This is a genomic window from Candidatus Nitronauta litoralis, from assembly GCA_015698285.1.
Classification (GTDB): domain Bacteria; phylum Nitrospinota; class Nitrospinia; order Nitrospinales; family Nitrospinaceae; genus Nitronauta; species Nitronauta litoralis.
In genome coordinates this window covers 2,192,026-2,216,323 of record CP048685.1, presented here as the reverse complement: position 1 = coordinate 2,216,323, position 24,298 = coordinate 2,192,026, and the positions used below count along the sequence as shown (strand labels likewise).

Below are 24,298 nucleotides of genomic sequence, written 5' to 3'. Positions count from 1 at the left end.
AAAGATTTCATAAATTCTTCTCCATCGCTTTAACAACATTTCTTGAAATGATTCGATTTCCTTCTTTGGAAGGGTGGATGCCATCGATCATCAGCTTATCGAGGCCTATAGGAGATTTTTTAAAGGCTTCGTTCGCATTGATAACGGGGGCCTGCATCTTTTTTCCCAAGTCGATCATCGATTGAATATAGGCTTTCTTCAACCGTGAAGGGAATGGATGTAGTTCCAATGCCTCTTCAAACAAAGGGAGCCAACCCTTTTGGCCCTGTCGCTTCAACAACTGCCCTTCTATAAATTTGGTCCGGTAGTAATCAGGTGCCAGCTCTTTAAGCCTGACGATAACTTTTTTCACCTCATTATAATTGCTCTCCTTTAAAAACTTCCCCGCAGAGCTTACCAGTTCGTTTACTTTGCCTGTGCCATTCGGGATTTCCAGTAAATAGGGAGCGCCTGGATTACTGGGTGCGATTATGATGAATGCGGGAATTCCTTTTTTATTTGCAACCTCGAGAAATTGATTCAGGTTGTCAGTGAACTCCGGCAAACCAACTCTGACGGGCTTTTTCAGCACTTCCTCAAGCGACAACACCCCAAGCATTTTAAATGGCTTAACCGGGACCAGTTTCTGTTTTAAATACTGATAGGAAAGGAAATGATTAAAAAACTCCTGAACCCCTATCAAGGATTCCGCCTCTTTAAACTTTTGAAGGTCATTTGAGCCCGCCAGGGAAACATCATTATTTCCTGTATACAGGATCACGTAGTCGGGCTCGACCTGGTCGACCAATTGCATAAATTGATGCAGGTTTTGGTGGGAGGTGTAACCAGGCACCCCGCCATTAAAAACCTGCACACCGGGTAGCGAATCCTGCAAAGCTTTTTCGAGAAGATAGGGATACGTGTCCTCGTAATCCATTCTCCAACCAAAGGTGCTGGAGTCCCCTAAACATAAAATTCTGGGACCTTTATTCGCAACTACCGGAGTGGAAGGATGGATGCGCATTCCATATTCATCTGTCCTGGTCTCAATTCCCAAAAAAGACACCTGGGTGTTGGGAAACAGTTTCCACCACAAACGAGGCGATTCCTGGAACAACATGGGAGAGTTTCGATCATCACCAAACAGGATGGAGTAAAACCGGTTGCCCTGGAAACCACTCAGGTGCAAACCTCCTTCAACCAAAGCAAATAAAATAATCAGAGGCATTAAACAGAACAGGATATTTTTTAAAATCTTTCTCATTACATTTCCACTGAATGATTAGTCCAACATACAGGTTAGGTGCAAACCGTGGATATGGAGACAAAAAAATGGATTTTCAAGACAATCAATAAAGACAAACCCAGCTTGCAAAGAGAAAGAAAAATCTTATTAAATGAGTAGCACCGACTTTTTTTGGGCAAGGAAGAACTTTGTTTCATTGGCATACCACCCTTGACAAATCGCAATTTCTGTCTATAATAAGAATTAGACATTTCTTAATGGAGGTGAGTCATGAACACACATTCTGATAAGAAAAGTTTCTGGGACTATTTCAGCTATGACAATGCCCCTCATTGGGTCAACGTCTTCATCCATATTGGCTTTGGGTTTGCAATCCTATCAGCGCTCATAGTCATGATCATGGCCTTGATGGGGTCTTCATTGTAAAAATTAATATTTTTATCCAGGAAGTCAACAATCCCGGTAATTTAATTGCCGGGATTGTTTTATTTGGAAAGCATGCAGGAAGGCGGGTCAATTTTCTCAGGCAGTAATTTTCAAATAATTGTAGAAGTCCAAATAACGTACCTTTGGCATCCTTATCATCCCACAAATGGCCCCAGGTAAAGCCGGTTTTCCGGAACTGTACTGGAATTCCACTCATGGATTGTCTTAAAATCTCCGCTAATACAGGGAAAACCATTGAATAAATGATGAATACCAAAACTTATTCCCCACATTGCATTGCGTTGTCCTTTATTTTGCTTTTTGGAGGCTGCACAACAGTAGGGCCGGATTATATTCCTCCGGACCCCAAAGTGCCGGAAAGTTTTAATACCAAGGTGGAAGATCAAACATTCAAACCCAAAAACAGTCATTCGAACGAGGATAACAATCAGAACCTTCCAGAGATTCCCGTCAAACGCGTCACTCCGGAAATGCTGGCTGATTGGTGGAAGACTCTTGAAGATCCCTTGTTGAGTCAATTGGTAAAGAAAGCGGTTGAAAACAATCTGGATTTAAAACTGGCGCAGTCCCGTGTCAGGGAAGAACGTGCCCGCCGGGAAATTGCAAGTGCCGGCAACAAACCCAATGTCAATTTGGGTGGAAGTACAACCAATCAACGAGGATTAAACCAGGTCGGGGGTGGTAGCTCAACAAACACTCTGGTTTCATCCGGATTTGATGCCAGTTGGGAAATTGATTTGTTTGGCGGCATCCAACGTTCCGTTGAAGCGGCGGATGCAACGCTTCAGGCAAGTCAGGAACAACTCAATGACACCCTTGTCACGCTGGTTGCTGAGGTGGCTTTGAATTATCTCGAAATTCGTACTTTTCAGGCCAGGCTTCAAGCAGCAGAAAAAAACCGGAAATCCCAGGAAAACTCATTACAAATCGTAGAAGACAGGCTGAAGGCAGGTTTAACCACAACACTGACCCGCGCACAGGCACGATACAATCTGGAAAGTACCCGGTCCGAAATTCCCACATTGAAAATAGGAATTGAGCAGGGAAAGAATGGTCTTTCAGTTTTACTGGGCGAATTTCCCGGAGCGCTCAAACAGAGTCTCGATGATGATTCCAAAATTCCTTTAACCCCGATAGAGGTGGTTGTAGGTGTTCCAGCCGATCTTTTGCGAAGAAGACCGGATGTTCGTCAGGCAGAAAGAGAATTGGCATCGCAAACCGCGCGGGTCGGAGTCGCCACTGCTGAACTTTACCCAAAACTCCGCTTGCTGGGTTCAGTGGGGTTGGAGACCATTTCGGCGGCAAGCTTTTTTGCAGGGCCTGCCGCAGCTTACCAAATTGGTCCACAGGTGAGTTGGAATATTTTCAGTGCAGGCCGGATCAGACAAAACATCAAAGTCGAAGACGAAATCCAGGAACAGGCGTTGATTCGCTACGAATCCACTGTCTTGAAGTCAGTCCAGGAAGTTGAAAACGCCCTCATCGATTACGCGGAAGAGCAGGTCCGACGGCAGTCTTTATTGAAATCCATAAAATCCGCTCAGGAAGCGGCAGAGCTTGCACGCGAGTTGTATACAGCCGGACTATCTGATTTCCTCGGGGTTCTTGAGGCAGAACGATCTCTTTTTACTTTTCAGGACAGGCTTGCGCAGAGCGAGGGGAAAGTGGTTTCCAATCTGATTCGACTTTACAAAGCGCTGGGGGGTGGTTGGAAACCTCTGATGGCGGACGCTCCTGAGGAAAACCTAAACTCATAATGATTCAAAAACGGAATTCAATTTTGCTGAATAAAAAAAATCAGTTCTTTATATATTTAGGCATTTTACTGACGACCACTTTAATGGGATGCCAACAGGAAAAAAGTGCAGCCACTCCGGAACCCAAACGGCCCCCACCTGCTGTAACGGTGGCTCCCGTTGTTCTCGAAAAGGTCATTCGCACCCATGAGCTGGTTGGGCGCACAACACCAGTCAAAACGGTGAAGCTGGTAGCCCGTGTGACGGGGTACCTTGAAAAGAGAAATTTTAAGGAAGGGGAGGATATCGCCAAAGGCGATCTTCTTTTCATTATAGAACAGGAGCCGTATCGAATCGCGGTAAGAGCGGCAGAGGCCAATGTAGTGAAAGCCCAGGCCACGTTGGAAAATGCCAAAACCTATTTAAAGCGCGTTCGTTCCGTTCGAAGAGGGGCTGTGTCCCAATCCGATCTGGACAAGGCACAGAGTGATGTTCTTACAGCTGAAGCCAGTATGCTGGAAGCCCAGGCCAATCTGGAAAAAGCGGAGTTGAACCTGAGCTACACCGAAATCCGGTCCCCCTTCAATGGTCGCATAGGTCTTGTAACAGTCAATGAAGGCAATCTGGTCTCGCCGGAAACCGGCGCCCTCGCCACCCTGGTTCAAATGGACCCGATGTATGTCCTTTTTACCGTGAGTTCCGCTGCTGTACTCACTGAATTTCAAAACCAGATAAAGAAAGGAAAGGCCACAACCTTCACTCCCAAGATCATGTTGCCCAATGGAACTTTCTATCCCTTTGAGGGCCTGGAGGATTTTGTCAGCCATATTGTGGATGAAAAAACGGGGACAATCACAATCCGCGCTGTATTTTCAAACCCCAGTAAGAATGTAATACCTGGCAAAGCCAATATACCCCACACTATTCGTCTGCTAATGCCAGGGCAGTTCGTCAAAGTGATTGTACAGCGCGATGAAGTTCGCTCCGAGAAAGTCATTCCCCAGATCGCGATTCAGGAAGACCAGCAAGGTAAGTTCGTCCTGATAGTCGACAGCGAGAACCGTGTTCACAAGCGGCCCATCAAGGTCGGAGAAAAACATGGGGTGAAGTGGATCGTTAAGGAAGGACTGGAAGTCGGAGAACGGGTCATTTCGGAAGGGCTCCAGAAAGTGAGACCCGGGGTAACCGTCGACACTTCATCATCCGCGCTCAAGCCTGGAAATAAATAAAGAATGTTCAGTCATTTCTTTATCAACCGACCCCGCTTTGCTTTTGTCATATCGATCGTCATTGTCATTGCCGGACTGGTAGCTCTCCCTCAACTGCCGGTATCCCTTTATCCGCGAATCGCACCTCCCGTAGTCCAGGTTTCTGCAAGTTATCCCGGAGCCAGTGCTGCTGTACTCGAAAACACCGTTGCAGTTCCCATTGAAACCCAGGTCAATGGCGTGGAGGACATGCTCTATATGTCCTCAAATAGTACTGATAGTGGTACCTACACGCTGGACATCACTTTTGAGGTCGGAACTGATCCCGATATGGCAGCGGTCAATGTTCAGAACCGGGTGTCTTTGGCAACACCCTCTTTGCCAGAAGAGGTGAATCGATCCGGAGTTTCGGTCAGGAAAATGTCACCGGAGATGCTTCAGATCATTGGATTTAATTCACCTGATAAAACATACGACCAGTTATTTTTAAGTAATTTCATATCGATAAATATCAAGGATGTTCTATCCCGCGTTCCGGGAGTGAGCCAGGTGGTCATTTTTGGCGCCCTGGATTACTCATTGCGGATGTGGTTGGACCCGGCGAAGATGGTGGATCGAGGCATCACCACCAATGATGTTATTTCAGCCATCCGTGACCAGAACCTTCAAGCGGCAGCGGGAAAGGTGGGACAGGCACCGGCATCTCCCAACCAGCAATTTCAATACACCATACAAGCCAAAGGCCGGTTGTCTGATGTTTCAGAATTTGAAAATATAATTATCCTCGCCAAATCGGATGGGTCTGCGGTGAGGATAAAGGATGTTGCCCGGGTTGAGCTTAGCTCGCAAACTTATGAAACGTTTACACGTTTAAATCATTCCCCTGCAGTCAGTTTTGCAGTTTTTCAATTACCTGATGCAAACGCCCTGGATGTAGCCCAGAGAATCCGAGACAAGTTAGCTGAGTTATCGAAGAACTTTCCTGATGATATTGACTACACGATTGGTTATGACTCCACCGCTTTTATAGAAAGCTCTCTTCAGGAACTGATCGAAACACTTTTTGTAGCACTTTTGCTGGTTATTCTGGTGGTCTATGTCTTTATCCAGGATTGGCGCGCCACCCTGATTCCTGCATTAGCGATCCCGGTATCATTAATTGGGACCTTTGCCCTGTTACTTGCGTTAGGTTATTCCATAAACTCTTTGACGCTCTTTGCTCTTGTGCTGGCCATCGGTGTCGTGGTGGACGATGCCATTGTCGTCGTGGAAAACGTCCAAAGACACCTTGAAGAAGGGCTACCTCCAAAAGAAGCCACCCGCAAAGCCATGGATGAGGTGTTCGGCCCAGTGGTTGCCACCACGCTGGTTTTGCTGGCTGTATTTGTGCCGATTGCCTTCATGGCAGGCATTCCGGGCCAACTCTACCGCCAGTTTTCAGTAACCATTGCCATTGCCGTATCCTTCTCCTCGCTAAATGCGCTGACGCTTAGCCCGGCGTTATGTTCGATTTTTTTAAGAAAGAGGGAAACCAGGCCCTGGTTCGCGTTGCGTTGGTTTGAAGCTGTTTTTGTGAAAATTTCTTCTGCCTATCTGTTTTTTGTCAGGCTGCTTTTAAAGGGCCTGGTCGTGAGCTTTTTATTATTTTTGATTGTTGGCGGCGGAACCTATTGGGTTTTTAATAATTCACCAACGGGTTTTATTCCGAAGGAAGACCAGGGAGTCCTGTTTGTTGACCTTCAATTACCAGATGGTGCTTCCTTAAACAGAACCGATGGAATCACCCAGCAGGTTGAGGATATGGTGGCGACTCTTCCCGGGGTTCAGAATATTGTGGCCCTTGTTGGAAGGGGATTAATCAGTGGTACCAAGCCAAATTCGGGAACTGTTATCGCCGTACTAAAACCCTGGGCAGAACGAAACACTCCGGAACTTTCAAGTGATGCTTTACTCGGAAGAATCTGGCAAATGACAAGCCAGATACCGGGAGCACGTGCCATCGCATTCACCCCTCCGCCAATTCGCAGCCTGGGAAATGCCAGTGGTTTTGAGATGCAGCTTCAGGACATGCGTGGAGGTGATCCTCAAGATCTTTCCTCTGCCATGCGGGGGTTTGTGTTCGAGGCCAACCAAACTCCGGAATTGCAGAACGTTTTCAGCACCTTCACTGCGGAAGTTCCGCAAATCACCCTGGATATTGACCGTCTTCAGGCCAAAGCACTGGGTATCCCGGTCGCGGACATTTTTTCAAGTTTACAAGCTCAGCTTGGTTCCTTCTATGTAAACGATTTTAATAAATTCGGACGCGTCTACCGGGTCATGATACAAGCTGAATCCAACTACAGGGATGATCCTGACGATATCGGACGAATTTATGTCCGAAGTGCCGACGGCACCATGGTTCCTCTAAACACCCTGACCAAGACCTCATCCATCCTGGGACCGGAATCCCTCACACGTTTTAATATGTACCGGTCCGCAAAGGTTAATGGATCACCTGGTCCCGGATTCAGTACAGGACAAGCGATTGAATCTGTCCAGAAGTTGGCCGGGCGGGTTCTTCCCGAGGGAATGGGATTCGAATGGTCTGGCATGACCTTCCAGGAAATCAAAGCCGGGGATCAGGGTCCCTTGATTTTCGCACTTGCCTTAATCCTGGTATATTTATTTCTTGTTGCCCAGTACGAAAGCTGGTCGATTCCGTGGGGTGTTATCTTCTCTGTTCCCCTGGCCCTGGGAGGCGCGCTTCTGGCTTCTCGTGAGTTCGGGCATAACCTGGACATCTATGCACAAATTGGTTTGATCATGCTGGTAGGGATGGCATCAAAGAATGCCATCCTGATTGTGGAGTTCGCCAAAACTCTCAGGGAAGAAGGAAAATCCATTTTCGATGCGGCTTTTACATCAGCCCGACTTCGCTTCAGGGCCGTGATGATGACAGCGATCTCATTTATCCTGGGGGTCCTGCCTTTGGTTATTGCTACCGGGGCGGGGGCCAATAGTCGTCAATCTCTGGGAACCATCGTGTTCGGGGGAATGCTGGCTTCTGCCATTATCGGCACATTACTTGTCCCCTCTTTTTACAGTATGATTCAATCCCTGACAGAAAAATTAAGTGGGACCAAACCTAAGGAGTGAAGAAGGTTATTTTCTAATCCTTGGATTTCAAAAACAACATCCTTATTGTAATTAAAAATCGTTGGAAGCTGGCCGAAAACTGACAAAGGTGGAAAGGTTCAGAACCCAAAATAACTGTATCTTAAATTTGCGGTGATACCCTATTCCTGTTTTTCTATAAAGGCGCGACCTATAAAATTCGTGTCCTCTCCGAACCACAGGGCTCTTTTATTTGCATCGAACATCATATGACGCACCGATCCCCCGCTTTCCGGGATCTCCGTGATGCTGACGAATTTCTTAGCAGAAGTATTAAATCCCACCAACCGGTTTGGCATGCTCCCGGTTTCGACCAACCATACCTTGTCTTCATGGTCAATGGCCATGGCATAAGGCCCTGAACCTTCACCACCGGGCAAAGGCCATTCACTGAATTCCTCGTTTTTGGGATCAAATCTTCCAAGTATTCCCTGGGCGTAATCTCCATACCAGATCATCCCATCAGATGTGACCACAAGTCTCCTGGGTAAAGCGTCTTTTCGGGGAAGTTCGTATTCTTTTAGTTTCATCGTTTCCGGGTCCACGCTGGCGATTTTATTACTTCCAAAAAGTGCAACCCAGGGTCGATTCCGGGAATCCATCCAGATTCCATAAGGGCGGGAATTCCGAGTCGGAACCTCTACAAGACGTACCTCACCCGACTGAGTAAACAGCTTGCCGATGAAATTGCCTTTCTGGACTGTGAACCAGATATCGCCTGCGCGATCGAAAACCAGCGTGTGTGGGTCCTGGGCCTCTTTATGGGGCATTTCGAATTTAGTGATATTGCCAGTATCAGGATCAAGCTTGCCAATATAGCCGTTACGGTTTCCTGCAAACCAGATGAATCCAGCTGTATCAACAATCAGATTGTGCGGCCCTGCGCCCTGGCCCAAATCGAATTTTTTGAATTTTCCGGAAACGGGTTCCAGATACGCGATGAAACCGCCTTTTTGCCCGCAAAACCATACACGACCTTTCTGGTCGACATGAGGATCGCGCGGCCGGGAATTATCCCAAGGCACTTTCCACTCTGTAATTGAAACTGCTTCCGCATGCGCGGTTTCAACAGCCAGCATGATCCCGGCCAGCATGGAAAAGACAGTAAATATTACGATGCTTTTTATTGGATTCATGATTATTCAGATTGTTATAGGTTAATTAAAAAGTTGCCCTCACACGAATAAAATTTTCTTTCTATTGACCTGCCCTCTGGTAGTTAAAAATATTCTTCATATATGGTTTCAGGAGTTCAATCTCCCACTTTCAAAAATTTATTTCCAATTATTGTAGATCATCAAACCTGATCAGGAGTAGAGCAGGTATTGCTTGAATGCCCACCCTGGGTCGTCATAAGTCGGCTGAAAGCGGACATTCTTCAAGAAGTAATTTTACTCTTAGTATAACTTGATATTTTCCCTGAAAGGTCACACTTTTGGCTGATTTAAACAACTCTTTAAGCTTTTGTTCAAAAAGGAGGGGTCCTGGATGCAGGAAAAATCCGGGTCTCAGCACAAACATGTCTCTATCCAGGTTTTCACCACCTGGCGTAAACAAAGCAAACGCATTGCGCAATTGGTAAGCCAATGACCCAGGATGATCCACATTTCAATACTTGATAAAGGGAAAAAAGAACGGTTTGGGCTACTTGCCCGGAGGGGCGATCAGATGTTTATCGCTTTTAAATGTAGGAGGGCTTTGAATATACAGGATGAGCAATTTTGCCAGGGCTTCAAGAGAATCGAAGTGAACACGTTCATAACCATGAGACGCATCAAGCCCGAATCCAAGCAACGCAGTCCGTATATCGTTTCCAGCTTCCATGGCAGAAGCGGCGTCGCTCCGATAGTATTTAAAAACATCCCGGCTGTGTTCTATTCCATGTTCTCCGCATAGCTGAATTAGTTTGTGGGTCAGATGATAATCGAACGGTCCACTGGAATCCTGCATGGCGATTGTGACACCTGATTCACAGCTGTTCTGGCCTTCGGCCACGGTTGCATTGTCAACCGATACCAGTTCTGCAACATCTCCGTGAAGAACGTGGGACGCTCCCACTCCGACCTCTTCTGAAATGGTAAACAACAAGTGACAATCAACAGGCAGAGTCAAGCCGGTTTCCTGGATCGACTTTGCAGCGGATAAAATTGCCGCAACCCCCGCCTTGTCGTCCAAATAGCGTGAAACGATAAAATTATTCTCAATAATTTCTGCACCAGGATCAAGGGCAATAAAATCGCCAACATTGATTCCGAGACATTCAAGTTCGCTTTTGCTGTTACACAGTTTATCGATGCGGACTTCGAGGTTTTCCCACGAAATCTGCTGGGTGTCGATTTCTTCATTAAAAGTGTGGCCGGAAGACTTCTTTGGAAGAAGGGTTCCTCGCAATTGTCGATCATCATCGCAAAACATGGTAACCCGGGCCCCCTCAGCAAACCGGGAAGACCAGGTGCCAATGGGTACGGTTTCAAGGCGGCCATTATTTTTAAGGAATTTTACCATCGCTCCCAGAGTATCCAAGTGAGCCACAACGGCCCGATCCGGGCTTTCCTGTTCACCTTTTAATTCCGCTCGAATTGCGCCTCTGCGGGTCAGTTCAAAACGAATTCCGATTTGGGTGAGTTCATCGCACACGTAACTGACAATTTCATCGGTTCTTCCGGTGGGGCTTGGAATATTCAACAGGTTGACCAGGGTATCCTGCAGATATCCTCTATCGATAGGGTAATTTGACATGGGTTTCAGCACTTTCTGTTCAGGGTCAGACTCTGCTTTGAATGGTTGTTTGAGGAAACAACAGGTCCATAAACCGTTCCGCAGTCTGGTGGGGTTCGTGGTTTGCCAGGCCGGGTCGCTCGTTGGCCTCTATGAAATGATATTGGGGCTCTTGAATATCCTTAATCATCAGGTCAAAGCCAACCACTGGAATATTGATCGCCTTGGCCGCCTGCAGACAGACCCTGATAAGTTCAGGATGGAGTTTACTGGTAACATCATGGATGGTTCCGCCGGTGTGCAGGTTTGCCGTTTTCCTCACGAAAAGGGACTCGCCAGCCTGCAATATGGTGTCGAAACTATAACCCGCAATTTCGACGCAACGTTTTGTCTCTTCATCTTGAGGGATGGTGCTTTCTCCACCAGTGGCGTTTTCCCGCCGCCTACTTTGTTTTGCGATCAATTCCCGGATAGTGTGGCGGCTATTCCCTGCAATTTGTGCTGGTCGACGAATTGCGGCAGCAATCACTTCGTTTTTAATCACCAGCACACGTAAATCCTGGCCCTGAATATATTCCTCAAGGAGGACATCTTCACAAACTTCATGTGCCCTTCGGATGGCGTGTTCCATTTCCTGGGGATCGGTCAGATCAATCGTGATTCCGGTTCCCTGTTCTCCCTGCAACGGTTTTACCACTATGCGACCATAGCGATTTAGGAATTCAGCATTGACCGCAGGGTTCGATGCCAGGATTTGCCCTGGTACTTTGAGATCGTTTCTTTTGAGGATTCTGTGAGTTAATGCTTTGTCTGAACAAATCTGGAGAGCCACTGAACTGGTCAGCTCAGTCAATGATTCACGACAATGAATGGTTCTTCCGCCAAAGGAAAGACTGAATAAATTACTTTTGTCGTCCAGGATTTCCACCCCGATTCCCCTGCGGCGGGCTTCATTGATGATGATCATGGCATAGGGGTTTAACCTGTTTTCAGGAATCGGTCCGGTAAACAACACTTCATTAATAGCGCTTTTATGTTTCAGGAAAAATTGCGGCAACCTTAAGAACCCAAGTTTTTCATAAAGGGAAATCGCCTGGTCGTTATCATGCAAGACCGACAGGTCAATGTATTCCGCTCCTTGTTCTAAAAACTGCTCGACACTGTGGCGGACCAGCATCTCACCGATACCAGGTTGTGATGCCTGAGGGTCCACGGCTAATGACCAGAGACTGATTCCATTTTGCGGATCTTGAAATATTTTCCTGTGATCCACACAGGTTATGACTCCTAGAAGTTTTCCGGATAAATTTTCTTCGGCAACAAAAAGAAGGACCTGTTCCGGATTATGATTCTTTTCAAAATAAGAACTGGAAATCCGGACCATATCTCTGGACAGATTTATTTCGTTAATCCTTTCGACATCACGTTTTGGATCGCATGGACGAATGGTGAATCCCCGGGCCATATGGGGGCTGGGTTTGTAATCCTTCTTTAAAAGGCGGTAGTGGTGAGAAGGATCCAGAAACAATTCCTGCGGGGCCATCGATAAGATGACATGAGGATCTTTTGAGTAAATTGCAATGTCTCTTTTCCCCGGTTCTTCATTGCAAAGAATTTCGGCGATATCCTTTTGGCTTTCGAAGGTGTTTGCGAAAATTAAACGACCCCAACCACAGTCGACGACCACATCTTTCGACAACGGGTCGGTAAAACTTCCTGCAACAGGCTCCTTCTCAATCAAATTTGGAATTGAAAGCATTCAATGTGTCCAGTGAATTAGGTCTGCAATTACTTGATGTTGTGGGTCTGGAGCCAGAACTCAAGCAGAGCCACCTGCCAGAGCTTGGATCCCTGAAGAGGGGTAATATGTTCTTCAGGATTTTTTAACAACGTTGCCACATAATCCTGATTAAAAATCCCCCGTTGCCTGGCCTGAGGACTTTCCATCAATTCCCGCATAAAACTCAGGTATTCTCCCCGGATATATTTCAAGCCTGGAACCGGGAAATAACCTTTTGGACGGTCAATCACTGCGGAAGGAATGATCTCCCTGGCCACCTCCTTAAGAATCCATTTTCCATCTCCCTTGATCTTTAAATCGGGGGGCATTCGTGCGGCCAGTTCGACAAGTTCGTGGTCCAGGAAAGGGACCCGCGCTTCCAGTCCCCAGGCCATGGTCATGTTGTCTACTCTTTTGACAGGATCATCCACCAGCATTACCTGGGTGTCGAGTTTAAGGGCTTTATCCACAGGGTTTCTGATATCCGGTTGCTGGAAAAACATCTCAACCAGCCGTGTGCTGTAATCATCTCCTGTCAAATCGGGGTGCACGATCTGACAATATTCCTCATGAGTTCGATCAAAAAATGCCCTGGAGTAGGCTTTGGTTGGGGACATGTTGCAATCCATTTCCTGATACCAGAAATAACCTCCGAATACTTCATCCGCCCCCTGACCACTTTGGACCACTTTCATATGCCGGGAGACTTCCCTTGAAAGCAGATAAAAACCAATATTATCGTGGCTCACCATAGGTTCGGACATGGCCTGAACGCAATCGGTCATTTCATTCAGGACAGATTCGGATTGAATAAAAATTTTATGGTGTTCCGTGTTGAAATGCCTGGCAATCAAGTCGGAATACGAAAATTCATTTCCCTTTTCATTATTTACATCCTCAAACCCGATAGAAAATGTATTGAGATGGGTTTGCCCAGCCTCTGCAAGCAGGCCAACAATGAGGCTGGAATCCAGACCACCGGACAACAGGACTCCCACGGGAACGTCGGCAACAAGCCGCCTTCTCACAGCCAGGCGCAAAGAATTGAGGAGAAGCTCTTTCCAGTCTTCCACCCTCAGTTCCTCATCCTGCGGTCTCATACCGAATTCAAGGCTCCAGTAATTAGTAAGTCTTTCCTTGCCATCGGGCTCAATCACCAGGATGGATGCAGGAGGAAGCTTTCTGACACCTTTCAATAACGTAAAAGGGGCCGGGACCACAGCGTGAAGGGTCATGTAATGGTGAAGTGCAATGGGGTCGATGGCTGTATCAACTCCCCCCCCTTCCAGTAAGGCGGGAAGACTGGAAGCAAAACGCAGGAGATTTTTTCCGGAATTCAGATAGAGTGGTTTGATTCCCAAACGATCCCGGGCCAAAATCATTCGACCAGATTTGCGCTCCCATAATGCGATGGCAAACATACCTTGCAGCCGTTCTGCAAAACGTTCACCCCAGGCATGATAGGCCTTGATAATGACCTCGCTGTCGCCCCGGCTGAAAAACCTATATCCGATAGTTTCCAACTCCTCGCGTAGTTCGGCGTAATTGTAAATAATTCCATTAAACACCAGGGCCAGCCCCAAATGGGGGTCCACCATGGGTTGCTGCGAGGCATCGCTCAAGTCGATGACTTTCAGGCGACGGTGCCCCAGGGCCACATTGTTCTGGGAAAATTGACCGGAAGCATCCGGGCCTCGTGGAGCCAGTTTCTCCACCATCCGGGCCACACGGTTCACGTTTGCAGGTTGACCATCGAACCTGATTTCTCCACAAATTCCGCACATATAAATTCCTGCTCGCTTGAAAATTTAAAAAGTAGACCACAGCTTCCATTTCCAAAACTCAGATTAAAGAGTGTCGCACCCAGGACAAATAAAGTAAAATTGAAATATCATTACATTGGATTAATGTTTTTCTTATCTATAAGGAGAGAAGAATGAAGCGTCTGCCTAATTTCAATCATCTTTATTACTTCTGGACGATTGCCCAGGAGGGGTCTATAAAAAAGGCAAGTCAGAAATTGAACCTCACTCAACCCGGATTGAGCGGCCAATTGAAAAACCTGGAAGATTACTTTGGGAAAAAACTGTTCGACAGAAAAGTCCGAAAACTAATATTGAATGATGTAGGCAAAATAGCACTGGAATACTGTAACAATATATTTGGACTTGCAGAGGAGATGGAATTTGCGGTCAACCAGATCAAGCCTAGAAAACAAACATTGATCCGAATTGGTGTTCTGCCTTCCCTGTCCTCCACTCATATACACGATTTTGTCGTACCGCTATGGAAAGACAAGTCTGTTCTGGTAAGTGTTGTCGAAAATAATTTAAGCGAATTACTGTATCAGCTTGAAAACCGGACTCTGGAAATTGTTTTAAGTGATCGTGAGGTCCATAAAAAGAAGGGAATCTTCAGTTATCGATTGCGGCCTCGAAAAATCATCGCTGTAGGAAATGAGAGCTATGCGTATGCCCGAAAAGGGTTCCCCAAATCACTCGACAATTTACCCATGATTCAATTGACAGGCCACAGTCAGATTCGCCGAGAAATCGATCACTTCCTCAATGAGCAGAATATTCGCCCCAAGGTGATTGGAGAGGCCGATGACGTCACCCTCCTGCGACTGGGAGCTATCCGTGGAAATGGGGTTGCCGTTCTTCCTGAAAATACGGTAAACGAAGCCATCAGTCAGGGTCTCCTTTGCAAGCTGGGGGAATTGAAGAATGTAAAATCGGATATGTGGGCCCTCGCACGCTCAGATTCAACCAAAATAAACGTCGTAAAGAAAACAATTAATAAATTTATATCCAAACCCTGACATTGTTCTTGCGGCAATGAGGCCCCTCCGCGCTTATAGATAAATTTATTTTTATCTTTAGTTAAATAAATATTAAATTTTAATTATATATGTTTTTTAATATAGTGCGAACGTACTCAATCAACTGGCTCCACAAAAAGAATTGATGATCTTGTATGAATTAAATTATTTCAAAAATAAACGGTGGCGACTATAGAGGCAGGTACTTACGAATTCAAAGCTGGAATCAGAATTGGAATCAAGGAAACCTGTGAATTTAATGATTGAGGAAAAGAACAAAGAAAGCTGAAGTTTTATTTATTTGAATGAAAACTTCCCTTCCGTTCATTTAGAAAAGGAATTTCAATGTTTCAAAGAATTTTGAGAAACCGGCCTATCCTGATTATTCTATCCGCCTTCGTTTGTATTGCCTTCTCCTCAGCGTCGGAGGCCCGCAAAAAGAATCCCGATAATTACAAAACAAAATACGTAGGCTCTCTCAAATGCGACGGAAGTTGTCATGATGCGTATTATCAAGCCTGGAAAAATACAGGTCATGGGAAATCCTTCGACCTTTTAAAGCCAGGGAAACGTACCGAAGCCAAGAAAAAAGCCGGGCTGGACGCTGATAAGGACTACACCAATGATCCTAATTGCCTTCGGTGCCACACGACAGGATACCGTCAACGCGGCGGGTTCCGTCCGGCCTCTTCAAAAAAAGCAAGTTTCATCGACCCCAGTGAGCCCAACAAGGAACAGGTAGGGTGCGAAATGTGTCACACCGTTGCTGGTGGCTCGGAAATTCGCAAAGTGATGAAAAATACACGGGGGGATTTTGCAAAAGCGGATACTGAAAAGCATGGTCAACGCTGGGATTACAAGAATGTTTGCAAACGCTGTCACCTGCACCCCAAATCACCATTTAAACCTTCTGTGGATCCTAAATATGAATTCAATTTTGATGAACGGGTAAAGAATGTCCATAAGATTAAAGACTATTGGACTGAAGACAACATAGACCAGAAACTTGAAAATTTAAAAGATCGAAAAAAAGAGAAGGGCAAAACCGAAGAAACTCCCTTGATCATTGAAGACTGGAAAATCAAACAAAAGAAAAAAGGGCCGAAACTGTATCTGAAAAAATCAACAAGACCCTACAACAAGGTTTGGAATAAGGACCGAAAACCATTTAAAAAGAAACATGGCAAGAAATACAAAAAATCAAAAGAATGGAAAGAGTTCCTGAAAAACAGGGAATGGTTTAAATACCAGGAGAAAAGCTGACTCCTCCAGCATGAATGTCCATATTGCAAAAACGGACCTGCCTCTTGATAGAGGTACCCGTTTTATAATTGTCACTTCCCGATATTTTTACCTGCTCCCATTTCGAGTAAACCCTCAATCACACAATTGCCAAACAATTTAACAAAAAAGGGATTAGCTCGTAAGAGCTAACCCCTTTGAAATCAAAATGGAGCTGAGGGGGATCGAACCCCTGACCTCTTGAATGCCATTCAAGCGCGCTCCCAGCTGCGCCACAGCCCCAGCCTGTCTGAAGGTTTTCCAAAGGAAGGCCTTGAGATCAAAATTCAAACTCTCCAGCCTTACCGGGAAAACTATCTGCAGGTTTTTATTGAAACTGATTGAATACTAACGAAATTCTCGATTCTGCGCAACCCCCAATACCGGGCATTAAAATACCTCCTGCCTTGTTCCTGCCCCCTTCCTTCTATACAATGAGCGGGTGTTTTGATTTTTTTGGAATTGAAGCTGATTGGAAAATAAACCCCTTGTCGCGGGGACCCTCACGTGTTTAAAAAACTGAAAAACCGGTTGCGCAATTATTTCATCACCGGGCTCCTCATCACGTTGCCCATTGCGTTCACTATCTTTATCCTGAATTTTTTATTCCGTCTTCTTGACGATTCACTCTCTCCCACTTTCACCAAACTGCTCATCATGGCGGGCGCTCCTATCCAGGAAGGGTACCGCATTCCCGGGCTGGGCGTTTTCATGACACTGGTCGTCATTTTTCTCATCGGGGTGATCACGACCAACGTGATGGGCGCGAAACTGTTGCAACTTGGAGAAAAAATCCTGGAACGCATCCCCGTCGTTCGCAATGTTTACACTGGCGCAAAACAGGTGGTCACCACCATCGCCACAACCGACACCGGTGCGTTCAATGAGGTGGTAGTGGTCGAGTTCCCCCGCAAAGGCATCTGGTCGATGGGGTTTATCACCAGCCAGACGCGCGGCGAGGTTCAGGCAATCACCGAGGAGGAAGTGGTCAATGTTTTCATCCCGACGACTCCCAACCCCACATCGGGCTTTCTTATTTTTGTTCCCAAGGCTGACACGACTTCGCTTTCCATGACAGTTGAAGAGGGGATCAAAATGGTGATCTCCTGCGGCATCGTTACCCCACCTTTCGTTAAGAATAGTGCCCTAAAAGAAGGGCAGACGGTTGAAATCGACCCCAATATGATCCCCCAACAGGATGTGAAGTCTTGAGCGAAAAGAAAAACCCGCCTCCCTTCTTTATTCTGTTCGAAGATGCACACCTCATTGCCGTAATAAAACCTGCAGGGTGGCTCGCCCAGGGAGACAGCTCTGGCGCCCCTGCAATAACCGGGGCCATTCGGGATTACCTTAAAGCGAAACAAAAAGGGAAACAGGACGATATTTTTGTCGGGCTGGTGCATCGCCTCGACCGCAATGTTGAAGGGGTGATGGTTTTTGCTAAAACCCGCAAGGCCGCATCCGACTTGTCAGATCAGATTCGCCGGCGCAGCATCAAGAAGTTCTATCGTTGTCTGGTGGAAGGAATTCCTGATAAGGAAGAGGACCGCCTCACCCATTTCATCCGTAAGGGAAAATCCATGAAGGCCACGGTTTTTCCCAGGGCCGCACCAGATGCCAAACGCGCAATCCTGGAGTACCGGGTGATCAAAAAACAAAAGCAATTTGCTTTGCTTGAGGTGGCCTTGCAAACGGGGAGGTTTCACCAGATTCGGGCTCAACTGTCATTCATCGGGCACCCTATTGTCGGTGATTTAAAATACCGCGCCCAAACCCGGCTGGGAGACTATAAAATCGCACTCTGCGCCAGCAAACTGATCCTGACACATCCACAGAATAATAAGGAGCTTATTTTCGAAGCCCCCGCTTCAGAATGGGAACCTCATTAGGACTCTTCATCTCAGAAAATTCAAGTTCATCAAGGACTCGATTTTTCGTCAAAATTAATAATGAACGATTCATCCCCTTCTTTAAGCGTCACCTCGCCCTCTCCATTAATGCTGTATATCGAGTCGCTTCCTTCGTACACCGCTTCGGCATAAAAAGTTGCCCGCGTCCCGGATCCGGTAATGATGATCTTCGGGTTTTCCACGTAAGGCAGATCACTGTCTGCGGCCACATCCGGGGTGCAAATCTGTTCATCCCCTTTTTCCTGCCAAAAACTGTCACAAGCGGCGTAATAACTACCCAGTTGAAAGCCGGCCATCAACCCCCCGGTCACTTCATCTCCTGTATCGAAATCCTCGAAAAAAGCCAGGGCGAAATACACCATCACGGCAATGGGCATGACAATAAAAAATATAACAAACCAGGTCCATGCGGGACCATCCCCCCGCATCTTGAGTTCACCCTCTTCTTCCCGGGCGTACCAGTCATGAATTCCATTAATTTTATATTGAAGATAAATGTTGCCCAAAAATAAAGTCAGTGCACCGGAAATCAATTTCAATCCGGATAAGTTCGCATCAAAATGATCCAGTAAAATCCGTCGCACCTTGAACGCCTGAAAAACAAAAAGAATGTAAACCGTTAGAGCCACAAATATCTGGATCAAATCGATTCCAAATTTAATGTCAAAAGCCAACTCAAGAACATCAAAAACAACCAGGGACCCTGTCAACACAAACAAAGCCTGCAACAAACCCGGAGACAGTTTGTTTTTCGAATCCAGATTGTTTATTGACGGGAGGCGACTTAAAAACCAGAATACGTTATAGAGCCCCAGAGTGATCACACCGAGAAAAATCACCAACAACACAGGTGTCCTTTTTATATCGAGTAAACGCCTGTCATCATTTTTCTCTATCAACTCGGGGGCATCCTCAAGCACCCAATTGACTCCTGGAACTTCGAAATCTTTTTCACTGATGGTATTGGACGGAGGAGAGGCAGGAGAAACCGCAACGTTAGCAGCTTGAACTGTAGCGACTGCAGGCTCTGGTTTCAAGGCAGGGAGCAACTCAATTTCAAATCCCAACTTTTGGAAAAAAGTTTTGGCCTGTCCAGCTTTACCATCATCAACGGGAACCCCATATTTCCAGGTCCTCCCTGTCGCCAGCAATTCCATCACCGTTTCTGACTGTTTTGTTTTTAGCTTGAAGACTTTCGATAATTGCTGTGTAGACCTGGCGACATCTTTTCCCGACCAACCTTTAAATTTGATAAATACCGGCATTGTCCCACCTGACAACAAGCAAAATAATTTTTAGAAAATTCTTTTTTTATAAATCTGCTAATGATTCGCAGCAGAAGCAGCTTCATTGTCCGCCAGCGATTCTTTAACCAGGTCTTCACGCCTGGTGTGAAATCCAAGGTCTGTCATAAAAGATATTAAAACGGGTATCAGGAATAAAGTAAACAGCGAAGAAAATGCCAACCCTCCAATAAGTGCCGTTCCCATCCCCCGGTACAATTCTGTCCCGGATCCCTCACCAAATGCCAACGGAATCATGCCTGAAATGCTGGAAATAACCGTCATCATGATGGGCCGCAAACGGGTTTCGCAGGATTCCAGCAACGCTTTCCTTTCGTCCATTCCTTCCCGAATATTATTGAGCATCTGATGAACAATCAATATCGCATTATTCACCACAATCCCGGCAAGTATGATTATGCCTAATTGGGTCAAAATATCAAACGTGATCCAGTTCCAACCGTCCAGCATCTGCTCCGGGTTCGGCACATTAAAATCTTCGAGGTACCTCCGAATGCTCCCTTTTTGCCAGAGATTGTTCCCCGCAATTCCGAAAAACGATCCACTCACCGCCAAGGCAACAGTCAGCATCACAATAAAGGGCCGTAAAAATGACTTGAACAAGGCCACCAGCAGAAGATAAATAAATCCGACGGCATACCAGAAGCTGTTGAGCAGGGACTGGGTGGTCGAGGCCAGATCATCCGCCGAACCGCCTACCCGAAGCCCATACTCCGGACCGAGAGATAAACGCTGTCCATCCAGGATTTTATCTTCTACCTGATCGATAACTTTCTGCATGGGAAACTCTTTTTTCACCTGCACCAACAGTTTGATCGACCTTTCCTTTTCGATGTGATCGATTCGCGCTGGACCTGCCGCCGTTTCGACATTTACCAGATGACCCAGATGCGTCATGCGTCCACCGGCAGACCAGACAGGAAGGTCGCGATAGTCCTGGAGACCCATCTTCTTTCCGTCCTTTTTTTGCACCAGGACAAAATCAATCGGCTCCCCACGGTCATTAAATTCCCCAAGATAAGTTCCTGCGTTGAGAGCTTCTACCACCCGCCCCACCTCGGGCACCCCCATATTCAGACGCGCACTCAATTCCCGTTTCGGTAGAAATCGAAGTTCCGGGTTTCCAAACTTGAACTCCGGCCGAACTGAATGAACGCCTTTAGTTTGGGATATCTGACCGATCAGGGAGATGGCTGTGTTTTTCAACACCAGCATGTCGGGCCCAACGATTTCCACATCAAATGTTTTATTAGCTGAAGAGAAGATGGGACGTTGTGAGGCAAAAGCAAACCGGTAACCGGGTATGGTGAATATTTCTCCTCCCATTTCCCTGGATTTAACAGCCATTTTAACTTCGCCGCGCTGCCCCCCAGCCAACTCAGGGTAAATAATAGCCCCCCCACCATTGAAACGATTGGAGAACACCAGAAAATTATGTTCCACATCCTCCATCTGCGTGATCTTTTTTTCATAAGGAGCCATGAACTTCATATTCTGATCGACTGGCATACCTGCAACCGGCTCGATGAACATAAACACCATATTGCTGTTACCAAAGGGAAGGTAATCACGATCCGGCAATATTTTGGTACTCAATACCAGCAGGGAACAAATTCCTGTGATGATGGCTCCCTTTAAAACTGTTTTCGCAAATCCCTTCCCCAGCAAAAAACGTAACAATCGGTCATAACCCTTTTTCGTATTGTTTCCGATCCACAAGAAGGGTCGAAACCAGCCTTTATTAAAAAATCCTGTATCGTATTCTTCCCCCGGCTTCAATTTGATCAAAAGGGTTGCGAGAGTTGGAATCACTGTAATGGAAACCAGAAGGGACAACGCTATGCTGGCACTGATAGTGATCGCAATATCGCGAAACAATTGTCCGGCCTCCTCCTGCACAAAAACAATGGGCAAGAAAACCGCAAGCGTGGTCAATGTGGAAGACAGGACTGCACCCCAAACTTCAACCGTTCCATCGTAAGCAGCACGAAGCACGCCTTTACGCATGGTGAGGTGACGATAAATATTTTCGAGAACCACGATTGAATTGTCGACCACCATTCCCACTGCGAACGCCATACCCGCCAGAGAAATAATATTGATTGAACGGTCGAGTAACTTAAGAACAATGAACACACTGACCAGACTGACCGGGATACTGATGCTGATGATGAGAACCGAGCGGAAAGAACCCAGAAAAAACAGGAGGACTGCAATCGCGAGAATTGCCCCCAGACCGAGATTGTCTTTCACCAGCTCCATGGCTTCATTGATATAGTCCACGTCCTGATAAACAATTTTCAGCCGCATCGGGATACCGCGATTGATCAACTCCTGATTGAGTTCCTCCACCGTTTCCCGTGCCAGGTTGCAGGTCTTGACCACATTGGCACCCGCTTCACGAATAACACCGAAAGCGTTCGACATTTGACCATTGATTCGAACGATAGAGGTCGTCCTCTTATAACCATCGACCACTGTGGCAAAATCGCGTACCCGGATGGTTTTTTCACCATCGCGTTTGACCACCGTGTCCATAATATCTTCTGGACTTTTAAACTCTCCGAGTGTGCGTACCGTGTATTCGCGTTTGGTTTCATCGTGAAAACCTGCGCGCGTGTTCTGGTTTTCATTGGAAAGACGGGAAATTACCTCGGAATAGGTTAAGTGCAGCCGCGCCATCGCATAGGGGTCAAACTCCACACGCATCTCGCGTTCTTCACCGCCAAAGTGCCAGACATCCCCAACCCCTTCGACACGATTGAGTACGGGTTTGATGAGATCTTCACCGATCTCGAACATTTTGTTCTTGCCGAGTTCCTGCATTTTTTCATTCGGCTTTTGCACGATAATCCACATGATCGGCTGGGAGTTATCCGAAGACACCGATTTCATGGTGGGCTTGTCCGCAAGCACCGGCAGGTCCTTCACCTGTTGCAGCTTGTTGTTCACATCGATCATCGTGGTCTTTTTGTCCACCCCCCAATCGAACTCAAGGGTGATCGAGCTTTCACCGTGCTGGGAACGCGAGGTCATTTTTTTCAGACTCTCAACATTTTCCAACTGGTCTTCAAGACGGCGGGTGATGTTGCGTTCGACTTCGTTGGGGGAGAGACCGCGGTAGGAAGTGGTCACCTCAATGAGAGGCTTATCGACAGTTGGCGTGAGCTGGCGCGGCAGAATTTCGTAACACAACGTCCCGATCACTGCCGCCATCACAATGGCAACCGTCACAGTATGGTAGTTACGAATAGAGTAATCGACCAGCTTCATGAGGGTTTCCCGGTTGGTTTGGTTTCCGGCTGGCCCGAAGCTTTCGCCGGGGAACTACTTGCCGGTTTTTCAGCATTCCTGGCTGGAGGGTTTTCTTTGGATTGACCTTTGGCTGGCCCTTTTGAGGGGCTTCCTGGACCTTTGCCTTTTTCAGGCGGACCACCACCTGGTTTTTTGCCTTTGGGTTTTCCTGGCGGACCCGCTCCCGGGGGTCCTCCACCAGGCGGTCCTTTTGGCCCCCCGATGGTTGCCATTACACTGGCCCCGGGGAAAACCGCTCCTGAACCACGAATGATCAAATTTGTCTGTTGAGTAAGTTGGTTAGTGAAATCGGTAACCTCTACCCAACCATCCCGTTCCAGTCCTGCCTTAACCGGAACGAGGGCAGCTTTGCCATCACGGGCAACATAAACAATGGTTCCTTGTTCACCGATTACAAGGGATATCGAAGGCACATGCTTGACATTTTTTCGAACATTGAACCGAAGATAGGCTTCCAGCGTGACACCGGGAAACAGTTTGGGATCCGGATTGCTCAACTCCACCTGAGCTTGAATGTTGCCGGAAAAAATACTCGCATCCGGAATAATCCGGACCCGCGATTTCAACCGCGACTTTTCCTTAAAGCGGATACCCAGTTCCGGAATATAAAATTCTATTTCTCTCAATTCCCTTAAGCGGGAACGATACGATTGAGGCAATTCAATCAGGGCTTTTAATGATGAAGCGCCGATCATTTCGGCAACACTATCGCCATCTTTCAGGTAGGCCCCTACTTCCACCTCACGCGACAGGAGAACTCCATTGTAAGGAGCTATAATCGATGTTTTCTCCAGATCCAGTTCAGCCATTTCCAGTTGTTTGGTCATCGACTCCAGTTGGGCGCGCATTTTGTGAATGTCTTCTTCCCGTCCTTTTTTCCCTGCGGCAAGCTCAGCCTTACTCGCTCGGAAACTTTCTTCAGCCTGAAGAACACGATCCTTTACAGTATCGTACTGGGATTGTGAGATCACCCCTTCTTCAACCAGCTTGCGGAAACGTATTTCTTCTTTCCTTGCAAGGTCCAGAGCACTGGCTCTTGCCTGTTCCTGGGCTTTCAACCGGGCCTGATCTTCAGGACGCGCACCCTCCTCCGCCATATCCAAATCTTTTTGCGCGCTGACCAAATCAGCATGCAATCGTTCTACCTGTAAACGGTATTCTCTCGGGTCGATCTGGGCGACGAGATGACCCGCCCGAACACGCTGCCCTTCCTTAACCGGAAACTCGACAAGCTTGCCTCTCACTTCTGATTTCAGGATGACCCGCTGGTCCGCGACAATATTTCCAACTGCACGCACCTCGTCAACAATGGAACGGAATTCCACTTTGCCTATTTCCACAGGCAGCATCATTCCACCTCTTCCCGACGAACCACCCTCTTCCGGCTTATCGGAACA

Annotated in this window: 16 protein-coding genes and 1 tRNA gene; 8 read left to right on the top strand and 9 right to left on the bottom strand. The window is 46.9% G+C overall.

What is annotated here, in order from left to right; translation table 11 throughout:
* Window positions 1-7: 7 nt before the first annotated feature.
* Entirely contained in the window at window positions 8-1,243 is a 1,236-nt protein-coding gene (locus G3M70_10115) for a hypothetical protein (protein QPJ62206.1), read from the bottom strand.
* A 252-nt stretch (window positions 1,244-1,495) separates the two neighbouring features.
* On the opposite strand from G3M70_10115, the gene G3M70_10110 reads away from it, so the two are divergent.
* From G3M70_10110 to G3M70_10095, 4 genes are all read left to right on the top strand, one after another.
* The gene (locus G3M70_10110; GenBank protein ID QPJ62205.1) at window positions 1,496-1,651 is read left to right on the top strand and encodes a hypothetical protein; all 156 of its coding nucleotides are present in this window, start codon (window positions 1,496-1,498) and stop codon (window positions 1,649-1,651) included.
* Between the two features lie 263 nt (window positions 1,652-1,914).
* Window positions 1,915-3,429, top strand: coding sequence for a TolC family protein (locus G3M70_10105; protein QPJ62204.1), 1,515 nt, complete (start codon window positions 1,915-1,917; stop codon window positions 3,427-3,429).
* The gene (locus G3M70_10100) at window positions 3,429-4,637 is read left to right on the top strand and encodes an efflux RND transporter periplasmic adaptor subunit (protein ID QPJ62203.1); all 1,209 of its coding nucleotides are present in this window, start codon (window positions 3,429-3,431) and stop codon (window positions 4,635-4,637) included. The genes G3M70_10105 and G3M70_10100 overlap by 1 nt, the downstream gene beginning before the upstream one ends.
* Window positions 4,638-4,640: 3 nt before the next feature.
* Window positions 4,641-7,754, top strand: coding sequence for a multidrug efflux RND transporter permease subunit (locus G3M70_10095; protein QPJ62202.1), 3,114 nt, complete (start codon window positions 4,641-4,643; stop codon window positions 7,752-7,754).
* A gap of 140 nt (window positions 7,755-7,894) precedes the next feature.
* Here G3M70_10095 and G3M70_10090 read toward each other — a convergent pair whose 3' ends face one another.
* From G3M70_10090 to G3M70_10075, 4 genes are all read right to left on the bottom strand, one after another.
* Entirely contained in the window at window positions 7,895-8,908 is a 1,014-nt protein-coding gene (locus G3M70_10090) for a lyase (protein ID QPJ62201.1), read from the bottom strand.
* Window positions 8,909-9,416: 508 nt separating this feature from the next.
* Window positions 9,417-10,511 carry an osmoprotectant NAGGN system M42 family peptidase gene (locus G3M70_10085; protein QPJ62200.1) on the bottom strand — a complete coding sequence of 365 codons (1,095 nt, stop codon included), beginning with the start codon at window positions 10,509-10,511 and terminating at the stop codon, window positions 9,417-9,419.
* A gap of 25 nt (window positions 10,512-10,536) precedes the next feature.
* Window positions 10,537-12,249: an N-acetylglutaminylglutamine synthetase gene (gene ngg, locus G3M70_10080; GenBank protein ID QPJ62199.1), complete on the bottom strand. Its 1,713-nt coding sequence runs from the start codon at window positions 12,247-12,249 to the stop codon at window positions 10,537-10,539.
* A gap of 29 nt (window positions 12,250-12,278) precedes the next feature.
* Window positions 12,279-14,054, bottom strand: a complete 1,776-nt coding sequence (locus G3M70_10075) for an N-acetylglutaminylglutamine amidotransferase (GenBank protein QPJ62198.1) — start codon at window positions 14,052-14,054, stop codon at window positions 12,279-12,281.
* A gap of 152 nt (window positions 14,055-14,206) precedes the next feature.
* Here G3M70_10075 and G3M70_10070 point away from each other — a divergent pair, with 152 nt between their 5' ends.
* Window positions 14,207-15,091, top strand: a complete 885-nt coding sequence (locus G3M70_10070; protein ID QPJ62197.1) for a LysR family transcriptional regulator — start codon at window positions 14,207-14,209, stop codon at window positions 15,089-15,091.
* Between the two features lie 345 nt (window positions 15,092-15,436).
* Window positions 15,437-16,354, top strand: a complete 918-nt coding sequence (locus G3M70_10065; GenBank protein QPJ62196.1) for a cytochrome C-554 — start codon at window positions 15,437-15,439, stop codon at window positions 16,352-16,354.
* Between the two features lie 188 nt (window positions 16,355-16,542).
* Here the strand turns inward: G3M70_10065 and G3M70_10060 are convergent.
* Window positions 16,543-16,615, bottom strand: a tRNA-Ala gene (locus tag G3M70_10060).
* A gap of 264 nt (window positions 16,616-16,879) precedes the next feature.
* Between G3M70_10060 and G3M70_10055 the strand changes: the two genes are divergently transcribed.
* Together G3M70_10055 and G3M70_10050 are read left to right on the top strand one after the other, a co-directional pair.
* A complete protein-coding gene (locus G3M70_10055; protein QPJ62195.1) occupies window positions 16,880-17,584 on the top strand; it encodes a DUF502 domain-containing protein in 705 nt (234 codons plus the stop codon).
* A 29-nt stretch (window positions 17,585-17,613) separates the two neighbouring features.
* Window positions 17,614-18,261 (top strand): RNA pseudouridine synthase, encoded by a 648-nt coding sequence (locus G3M70_10050; protein QPJ63781.1) that lies wholly within the window; start codon window positions 17,614-17,616, stop codon window positions 18,259-18,261.
* Between the two features lie 29 nt (window positions 18,262-18,290).
* Here G3M70_10050 and G3M70_10045 read toward each other — a convergent pair whose 3' ends face one another.
* From G3M70_10045 to G3M70_10035, 3 genes are read right to left on the bottom strand one after another with little or no spacing between them, the layout of a single operon-like run.
* Entirely contained in the window at window positions 18,291-19,547 is a 1,257-nt protein-coding gene (locus G3M70_10045) for a DUF4234 domain-containing protein (protein QPJ62194.1), read from the bottom strand.
* A 57-nt stretch (window positions 19,548-19,604) separates the two neighbouring features.
* On the bottom strand, window positions 19,605-22,859 hold the full coding sequence (locus G3M70_10040) for an efflux RND transporter permease subunit (protein ID QPJ62193.1): 3,255 nt from the start codon (window positions 22,857-22,859) through the stop codon (window positions 19,605-19,607).
* Window positions 22,856-24,253, bottom strand: coding sequence for an HlyD family efflux transporter periplasmic adaptor subunit (locus tag G3M70_10035; GenBank protein ID QPJ62192.1), 1,398 nt, complete (start codon window positions 24,251-24,253; stop codon window positions 22,856-22,858). The genes G3M70_10040 and G3M70_10035 overlap by 4 nt, the downstream gene beginning before the upstream one ends.
* Between the last annotated feature and the right edge of the window lie 45 nt (window positions 24,254-24,298).